Origin of the sequence: Streptomyces sp. WAC05292 (genome assembly GCF_003949955.1) — a bacterium.
Lineage (GTDB): Bacteria > Actinomycetota > Actinomycetes > Streptomycetales > Streptomycetaceae > Streptomyces > Streptomyces globosus.
In genome coordinates, this window is sequence record NZ_RPSE01000311.1 from 1 (window position 1) to 7,694 (window position 7,694).

General features: G+C 73.9%; 9 protein-coding genes and 1 tRNA gene. 1 reads left to right on the forward strand and 9 read right to left on the reverse strand.

Annotated features, from left to right (window positions below):
• Nucleotides 1-124: 124 nt before the first annotated feature.
• Nucleotides 125-784, forward strand: a complete 660-nt coding sequence (locus EF903_RS24955; protein ID WP_125546775.1) for a TetR/AcrR family transcriptional regulator — start codon at nucleotides 125-127, stop codon at nucleotides 782-784.
• 33 nt (nucleotides 785-817) lie between these two features.
• Here the strand turns inward: EF903_RS24955 and EF903_RS24960 are convergent, their stop codons facing one another.
• The 9 genes from EF903_RS24960 to tadA form a co-directional block, all read right to left on the reverse strand.
• Nucleotides 818-2,449 carry an MDR family MFS transporter gene (locus tag EF903_RS24960; RefSeq protein ID WP_312845959.1) on the reverse strand — a complete coding sequence of 544 codons (1,632 nt, stop codon included), beginning with the start codon at nucleotides 2,447-2,449 and terminating at the stop codon, nucleotides 818-820.
• 20 nt (nucleotides 2,450-2,469) lie between these two features.
• On the reverse strand, nucleotides 2,470-2,925 hold the full coding sequence (locus tag EF903_RS24965; RefSeq protein WP_125546777.1) for a MarR family winged helix-turn-helix transcriptional regulator: 456 nt from the start codon (nucleotides 2,923-2,925) through the stop codon (nucleotides 2,470-2,472).
• Nucleotides 2,926-3,036: 111 nt separating this feature from the next.
• Nucleotides 3,037-3,885: a hypothetical protein gene (locus EF903_RS24975; protein WP_185902807.1), complete on the reverse strand. Its 849-nt coding sequence runs from the start codon at nucleotides 3,883-3,885 to the stop codon at nucleotides 3,037-3,039.
• Nucleotides 3,886-3,995: 110 nt separating this feature from the next.
• Nucleotides 3,996-4,844 carry an RNA polymerase sigma factor SigF gene (locus tag EF903_RS24980; RefSeq protein ID WP_125546783.1) on the reverse strand — a complete coding sequence of 283 codons (849 nt, stop codon included), beginning with the start codon at nucleotides 4,842-4,844 and terminating at the stop codon, nucleotides 3,996-3,998.
• A gap of 220 nt (nucleotides 4,845-5,064) precedes the next feature.
• Nucleotides 5,065-5,916, reverse strand: a complete 852-nt coding sequence (locus EF903_RS24985) for an RNA polymerase sigma factor SigF (RefSeq protein ID WP_125546785.1) — start codon at nucleotides 5,914-5,916, stop codon at nucleotides 5,065-5,067.
• A gap of 228 nt (nucleotides 5,917-6,144) precedes the next feature.
• Nucleotides 6,145-6,306 (reverse strand): hypothetical protein, encoded by a 162-nt coding sequence (locus tag EF903_RS24990; RefSeq protein ID WP_185902808.1) that lies wholly within the window; start codon nucleotides 6,304-6,306, stop codon nucleotides 6,145-6,147.
• A 260-nt stretch (nucleotides 6,307-6,566) separates the two neighbouring features.
• Nucleotides 6,567-6,851 carry a hypothetical protein gene (locus EF903_RS25000; RefSeq protein WP_125546792.1) on the reverse strand — a complete coding sequence of 95 codons (285 nt, stop codon included), beginning with the start codon at nucleotides 6,849-6,851 and terminating at the stop codon, nucleotides 6,567-6,569.
• Nucleotides 6,852-7,062: 211 nt separating this feature from the next.
• A tRNA-Ser gene (locus EF903_RS25005) sits at nucleotides 7,063-7,147 on the reverse strand.
• A gap of 70 nt (nucleotides 7,148-7,217) precedes the next feature.
• A partial coding sequence (tadA, locus tag EF903_RS25010; protein WP_260615881.1) for a tRNA adenosine(34) deaminase TadA occupies nucleotides 7,218-7,694 on the reverse strand: 477 nt, incomplete at its 5' end.

Consider the following 7,694-nt stretch of genomic DNA (forward strand, 5'->3'; position numbering starts at 1 on the left):
GCCCCCGCGACGGGCCCCGCCTTCGGCGCGTCCTGATCCCGCCGGAGCCGCCCGGAGCACCCCCTAGCATCGCGATGGCGGCCGGGCTCCGTGTGCAGGGCCCGCTGCCGAGAGGAGGTGCCCCGTGGCGACCGCGGCCGAACCCGGAGAAGACGGCGACGGGACCAGCGTGTGGATCGCCGGCAGGCCGACCGCACCCGCGCGGCGCCGGGGCGAGGGCGGGTCCGCCGCCGGCCGGGAGCGGATCGCGGCGGCCGCCGTCCGGCTGCTCGACGCGGACGGGCCGGCCCGGTTCTCGATGCGGCGGCTCGCGGCCGGGCTCGGGGTCACCGCGATGTCCCTGTACTGGTACGTCGACACCAAGCACGACCTGCTCGAACTGGCCCTGGACCGGGCGTTGGGCGAGCTTCCGGCCCCTCCCCGGGGCGGTGCGGGCCGCGAGGGCTGGCCGGACCGGCTGCGGATGCTGGCCCGCGGCTACCGCCAGGTGCTGGCCGACCATCCGTGGGTGGCCCCGCTGGCGGCCGCGTATCCGCACCCCGGTCCGCACGCCCGCGCCCTCGACGCGGCCCTGGACCGGCTGCTGGACTCCGCCGGACTGGACGACGCCGGCCGGGCCGGCGCCCACCTGGCCGTACGGCAGTTCCTGCGCGGCTGCGGCGGCCCCGCCCGGCCGGTCCCGGAGGGGGACTTCTCCCGGGCCCTCGACGTGCTGATCGCGGGCATCTCGGCGACGGCCGCCGCGGCTCGGCCGAGGCAGGGGCCCGGTCCCGCAGCCCGGTAGCCCCGCAGGCGGGCCGCAGCCGCGGCCGCGCCCCTACTGCTCCTGCGCCGAGGGCGCCGAACCGTGTTCCGCCGGCCCGGACTTCAGCGCGACCTCCTTGATGAACACCGCCAGGAGCAGCGCGAGGAGGGCCGAAGGGGCGGCGTAGAGGAACACGTCGCCCACGCCGTGCCCGTACGCGGACTCGATGACCGCGCGCAGCGGCGCGGGCAGGGCGTCGAGGTCGGGGATGCCGCCGCCCGCGGTGCCGCCGTGGCCCATCGCGGCCGCCTTCGGGCCGAGGGCGGCCAGCCCCTCCTCCACGTAGTGGCTGACCCGGTGGGCCATGAGCGCGCCGAGCGCCGAGACGCCGACGGCGCCGCCCAGGGAGCGGAAGAAGGTGACGACGGAGCTGGCCGCGCCGAGGTCGCCGGGCGCCACCTGGTTCTGGGTGGCGAGGACGAGGTTCTGCATCATCATGCCGAGGCCGAGCCCGGTGAGCGCCATGTAGACGGCGATGTGCCAGTACGGGGTGTCGTGGCGCAGGGTGCCGAGGAGCCCGAGGCCCGCGGTCAGGAGCACGCCGCCGGAGACGATCCACCCCTTCCACCGGCCCGTCTTGGTGATCACCTGGCCGGAGACGGTGGAGGAGACGAACAGCCCGCCGATCATCGGGATGGTCAGGATGCCGGACATCGTGGGGGATTCGCCGCGGGCCAGCTGGAAGAACTGGCTGAAGAAGACGGTGCCGGAGAACATCGCGATGCCGACGAACAGGGAGGCGGCCGAGGCGAGGGCGATGGTCTTGTTCCGGAAGAGCCGCAGCGGGATGACCGGGTCGGCGGCGCGGCTCTCGGCGAGGACGAAGAGCAGGCCGAGGACGGCGGCGCCGCCGGTCATGGCCAGGGTGGTCCAGGAGATCCAGTCGTAGGAGTCGCCGGCCTGGGTGACCCAGATGAGCAGCAGGGAGACGGCTCCGCTGACGAGGACCGCGCCGAGCCAGTCGACCTTGGCGTCGGCGCGGCGGACGACGGGCAGCCGGAGCGTCTTCTGCAGGACGACGAGCGCGACGACGGCGAAGGGGACGCCGGCGTAGAAGCACCAGCGCCAGCCCAGCCAGTCGGTGTCGGTGATGACGCCGCCGAGCAGCGGGCCGCCGACGGTGGCGACGGCGAAGACGGCGCCGAGGTAGCCGCTGTACCGGCCGCGTTCGCGCGGGGAGATCATGGCGGCCATCACGATCTGCGCGAGGGCGGACAGGCCGCCGACGCCTATGCCCTGGACGACGCGGCAGGCGATGAGCATGCCGGTGTTCTGGGAGAGCCCGGCGACGACGGAGCCGAGCACGTAGACGACGAGGGCCAGCTGGACCAGCAGCTTCTTGCTGAACAGGTCGGCGAGCTTGCCCCACAGCGGGGTCGCGGCGGTCATCGACAGCAGGGCGGCGGTGACGACCCAGGTGTAGGAGGACTGGGTGCCGCCGAGCTCGCTGATGATCTGGGGGAGGGCGTTGGAGACGATCGTCGAGGACAGGATCGCCACGAACATGCCGAGCATCAGCCCGGAGAGTGCCTTCATGATCTGCGGGTGGGTCATCGGCGCGGGAGCGGCGCCGGCGGGCGCCTGGCCGGACGGGGCCTGCGACGGGCCGCCTCCCTCCACCCGTGCGGGTGTGGTGGTGGTCATGGGGGTTCCTTCGTCTGGGTCTAGGGGCTCTGCCGGAGGCCCGTCCGGACGCTCGTCCGGAGCCGGGCCAGCAGCGAGCACAGGGCGTCGACGTCGTGGGCGGACCAGTCGGCCAGGGCTCCGGCCAGCGCACCGGTGTACCGGGCGCCGATCTCGGCCAGGAGGGAGGCGCCGGCGGGCGTGAGCCGCAGGATGCGGCAGCGGCCGTCTCCGGGGTCGGCGTCCCGGGTGATCCAGCCGCGGTCGGCGACATGGGCGACGTGGCGGCTGGTCACGGAGATGTCGATGCCCATGAGGTCGGTGAGGCGGCTGAGCCGCATTTCGCCGTGGCGGTCGAGGATCGTCAGGACGGCTGCGGAGCCCGGGGGGCAGTCCGGCGGGAGGAGGCGGGCGAGGTCCCGTTTGACCGCGCCGATGCTGCCGAGCTGTCGGGCCAGTTCCTCGTAGCGGTCCGCCGGGGCGGTCTGCGTCGGCACCTGGCCCTCCTCCTCCGCGAGTGTCGTTGCTCCGGGCAACCATAGAAGCGGTTGGTTGCTACAGGCAAATGAATTCGGGGGGTGTGGCGGTAAAGGAATCCCCAAAGCGGCTCAGCTCCAGGCGGCCGTGGCCCGCCGGGTCTCCACGTGCATGCCGAGGGGGACGCGCCACGCGTCCAGGCAGACCGTGTACGTCTGCGTCCGCGCCGTCCCGCCGGGCAGCGGTGCGGGCAGGGGCCGGCTGGTCCTGACCGTGGCCCAGTCGATGCCGAGGGCGCCGATGACGTGCGTCTCGAAGGTGAGCGTCCCGGAGCGGACCGCCGTTCCCCCCGTGTTGGCGATGCGGACGGTCACCTGCTCGCACCAGCGGTCCGCCGCCGGCGCGCGGACGGGGTCGCCCACGGCGACGTACGCGGGCGCGGGCGAGGGCCCGGGCGCATGCGGCGGCGCAGACGGGGTCGCCGGAGGCGGCGAGGCGCCCGGGGCCGGAGGGCGCGGGCTGCCCGGCGGGCTTCCGGGCGCCGGCTCGGGGGGTACCGGAGCGGGCCGCGCCCGGCTTCCGTGCCCGCGGGGAGGCGTGGCGCCCCCGCCGTGCCCGCCGGGTGCGCCGCCCCCGGACTCTCCGGCGCCCGGGCCGCCCTGCCCGCCGCCCTGCCCGCCGGCCGCCGCGCCCGGCGGGGGTGCGGACCCGTCCGCCGGGGGCGGATCGCCGAGCCGCCGGAACTCCACCGGCCCCCGCGGGGCCACGTTGTCCCCGGCGCGCCGCTCGGGCCCGGGTGCCGCGGCTCCGGTGGCCGTGTAGCCGCCGGCCGGGGTGGCGGCGCAGCCGGCCAGGCAGGCCGCGGCCGCGCACAGGGCGAGCAGAGCCGCGGCCCGCACGTCCGGCGCGCGACCGGAGGTGCGGGCGCGGCGGCGGGCGCGGGCGCGGTCGGCTCCGGGCCTGGGGCATCCGTCGGGCACGCGCCGCAGTGTGGCTGACGCCCCATCAGATGTACACCCCGACGACGCACACGCGTGCGGCCGCCGGGTCCGGGAGTGGCCCGGACCCGGCGGCCGCACGGTGCGAGGCGTCAGTCCCCGATCAGCCCGACGCGCAGCTGGGCGAGCGTGCGCGTCAGCAGCCGGGAGACGTGCATCTGGGAGATGCCGACCTCCTCGCCGATCTGCGACTGCGTCATGTTGGCGAAGAAGCGGAGCATGATGATCTGCCGCTCGCGGGGCGGGAGTTTGGCCAGCAGCGGCTTGAGGGACTCGCGGTACTCGACCCCTTCGAGCGCGGTGTCCTCGTAGCCCAGCCGGTCGGCGAGGGAGCCGTCGCCCCCCTCGTCCTCCGGGGAGGGCGAGTCGAGCGAGGAGGCGGTGTAGGCGTTGCCGACGGCCAGCCCGTCGACGACGTCCTCCTCGGACACCCCGAGCACGGCGGCGAGTTCCGGCACGGTCGGGGAGCGGTCGAGCCGCTGCGCGAGCTCGTCGCTCGCCTTGGTGAGGGCCAGCCGTAGCTCCTGGAGGCGCCGCGGGACCCGCACGGACCAGGAGGTGTCCCTAAAGAACCGTTTGATCTCGCCCACGACGGTCGGCATCGCGAACGTCGGGAACTCGACCCCCCGTTCGCAGTCGAACCGGTCGATCGCCTTGATCAGGCCGATCGTGCCGACCTGGACGATGTCCTCCATCGGCTCGTTGCGGCTGCGGAAGCGGGCGGCGGCGTACCGCACGAGCGGGAGGTTCAGCTCGATCAGGGTGTCGCGCACGTAGGCCCGTTCGGGGCTGTCCGGGTCCAGGGCGGCGAGTCGCTGGAAGAGGGAGCGGGAGAGGGTGCGGGTGTCGATGGCTTCCGAGCGGTGGGGCACCGCGGGTGCTGTCGGCGCCTCGCTCTTGACGAGCGTGAGCACCTTGGAGCTGCCCTGGTCTTCGGACATGCCACCCCCTTGAGGTCGCGGACGGTCGCGTACGGCGCGCCCGTCGGAGGAACGCAGCCTCAACCTGAATACCGGAGCCGGGGCTGCGGCAAACGCGGTTCAAGCAGAATGTCACATGTCGGCAACGCGCTGTAGCGCCAAGTCGACATATATCTCCAGCGATAGAGCGGATTGCGCCGGTTCTGTCGGGAAACCTGCGGCGGATCTCCACCCGATCCGGTTACGCCTCGATCCTGTTTGCGGATCGGAGTCGAGCGAAGCTCCGGGCGAGCAGTCGCGAGACGTGCATCTGGGAGACTCCGAGCTCCGCGCTGATCTGCGACTGCGTCAGGTTGTTGTAGTAGCGCAGCAGCAGGATCCGCTGCTCGCGCTCGGGCAGCTGCACGAGCAGGTGCCGTACGAGGTCGCGGTGCTCGACGCCGGCGAGCTCGGGGTCCTCGTACCCGAGCCGGTCGAGCAGGCCCGGCAGGCCGTCGCCCTCCTGGGCGGCCTCCAGCGAGGTGGCGTGGTAGCTGCGGCCGGCCTCGATGCAGGAGAGCACCTCGTCCTCGCTGATCCGCAGCCGCTCCGCGATCTCGGGGGTGGTGGGGGTGCGGCCGTGGAGGGTGGTGAGGTCCTCGGTGGCGGCGTTGACCTGGACCCAGAGCTCGTGGAGCCTGCGCGGCACGTGCACGGTGCGGACGTTGTCGCGGAAGTATCGTTTGATCTCCCCCACCACGGTCGGCATGGCGAAGGTGGGGAACTGCACACCGCGGTCCGGGTCGAAGCGGTCGATGGCGTTGATCAGGCCGATGGTGCCGACCTGTACCACGTCCTCCATCGGCTCGTTGCGGCTGCGGAAGCGGGCGGCGGCGTACCGCACCAGCGGCAGGTTCGCCTCGATGAGGGCGCCGCGGATCCGCTCGTGCTCGCGGCTGCCCGGCTGGAGGCCCTTCAGCTGCCCGAAGAGGACCTGGGTGAGCGCCCGGGTGTCGGCGCCCCGGCTCTGCGGCCGCGGGGGCGCCGGGGCCTCCTCCGGGCCGTGCTGCGGGTCCTGCTGGGGTGGCACCTGAGGCGCAGTACTGGCCGGCACGGTCACGCCACCCCTTCAGGTCAACCACATCAACTATCCGTCAAAAGCGGTCATAGCATCACAACACATGTGCACTGTATGCAAGCACCGTATATCGCCGTGTTGAGGGCAAGTTGGGCATAATGGGGCGTTATTGGCGGAGTCGCCACGAGGGCGGGGCACACAAAAACCCCCACCCGTAGGAGTGGGGGGCCGTTCGGTCCGGAGGGCCGCCTCGGCTTACGGGTTTCAGGTCACGAGTTCGGTCATGAACGCGCCGATGCCGTGGGCGGCGTCCGATATGCCCTGGAAGCCGATCTTCACGATGTCGGCGGCCTTGACCGGCTGGGTGATGATCACGAAGAGCGCGAAGACGACGAGCCCTCCGGTGATCATCTTCTTGGTCTCCATCAGCGGTGTCGGCCTCCCCAACCGGTCCTGCCAGGTCGGGTGAGTCTATCCGGTCGGTCCGGGGCGAAGGCCCGGCCTTCGGGACCAATGGCCCCGCCCCGCGGGCCTTTTGCCGCGCCGTGCGCCGGGCGCGGGCCCGCAGGATGGGGGCGGGTCCGCCGGTTGCGGCAGGAGGCCGGCGGGCCCGGCCCGGTGGGGTCCGCCGCGGGCCGGGACCGCACCTCCCCCGGCAGGGTCCCGGCCCGCGGCCCCGCCGCGCGCTACTGGATGGCGCCGAGCAGCCCCAGTACCGGGGCGGCGGGCGCGATGACCGGCTCCAGGTGGTTCGGGAGCTCCGCCAGCTGGTTCAGCTGGTTCAGCTCGTTGAGCTGCCCGCCGATCTCCTGGACGGAGCCCGGAACGGCCCCCTCCGGCATCCCCGCGGGACGCGGCAGGTCCGGAAGGGTGAGGGGCGCCACGGGTGCGGCGGAGGCGGCGGGTGCGGCGAGTCCCGCGGCGGCCCCCGCGAGGGCGATGGCGGCGAGCATGCGCTGGGTCTTGGTCATGCCGTGACAACGCCCGGCGGGCGGTGCGGTCACGCGGCGGGCGCCGCGGGCGCCGCCTGCTCACCGGTGCGGAGTACGGGTCCGGCCCGGGGAGCCGGTGCGAAGCGCTCCGGTGGGAGCCCCTCCCGTACGAGGCGCTCCGTACGAAGCCCTCCGCACCCGGAAACCGCCGAGAGCCCCGGCCCTTGCGGGACGAGGCTCTCGATCGGAGCGGTAGCGGAGGGATTTGAACCCCCGATGGGTTGCCCCATACTCGCTTTCGAGGCGAGCTCCTTCGGCCACTCGGACACGCTACCGAGAGAGATCCTAGCCCAAGGTCGGCCCAGTTCCGAAATCCGATTCCGCGGAGGGTCGCGCCGGGTGTGCTCACAGCTCCCGGAAGAAGTCCGTCAGCTGCCGCGCGCACTCCTGCGCGAGCACCCCGCGGATCACTTCCGGGCGGTGGTTGAGCCTGCGGTCCCGTACGAGGTCCCACAGGGAGCCCGCGGCGCCCGCCTTCTCGTCCGCCGCGCCGTACACGACCCGGGCCACCCGTGCCTGGACGAGCGCGCCCGCGCACATCACGCACGGCTCCAGGGTCACCACCAGCGTGCACCCCGGAAGCCGCCATTCCCCGAGCCGGGCGGCCGCCCGGCGCAGCGCCAGCACCTCGGCGTGCGCCGTCGGGTCGCCGGCGGCCTCCCGTTCGTTGTGCCCGGTGGCGAGCAGTTCGCCGTCCGGGCCGAGCACGACGGCGCCGACCGGCACGTCGCCGGCCGGCACCGCCCGTGCGGCTTCCCGCAGCGCCAGGCGCATGGGGTCCCGCCACGGGTCCCGTACGGGATCGGGGGCGGGGCCGGGCGC

What these genes read in the sequence shown, in the direction of transcription:
- EF903_RS24960 (WP_312845959.1), bottom strand. Translation starts at nt 2,449, where the DNA reads ATGACCACCACCACACCCGCACGGGTGGAGGGAGGCGGCCCGTCGCAG.
- EF903_RS24980 (WP_125546783.1), bottom strand. Translation starts at nt 4,844, where the DNA reads ATGTCCGAAGACCAGGGCAGCTCCAAGGTGCTCACGCTCGTCAAGAGC.
- EF903_RS24990 (WP_185902808.1), bottom strand. Translation starts at nt 6,306, where the DNA reads ATGGAGACCAAGAAGATGATCACCGGAGGGCTCGTCGTCTTCGCGCTC.
- EF903_RS25000 (WP_125546792.1), bottom strand. Translation starts at nt 6,851, where the DNA reads ATGACCAAGACCCAGCGCATGCTCGCCGCCATCGCCCTCGCGGGGGCC.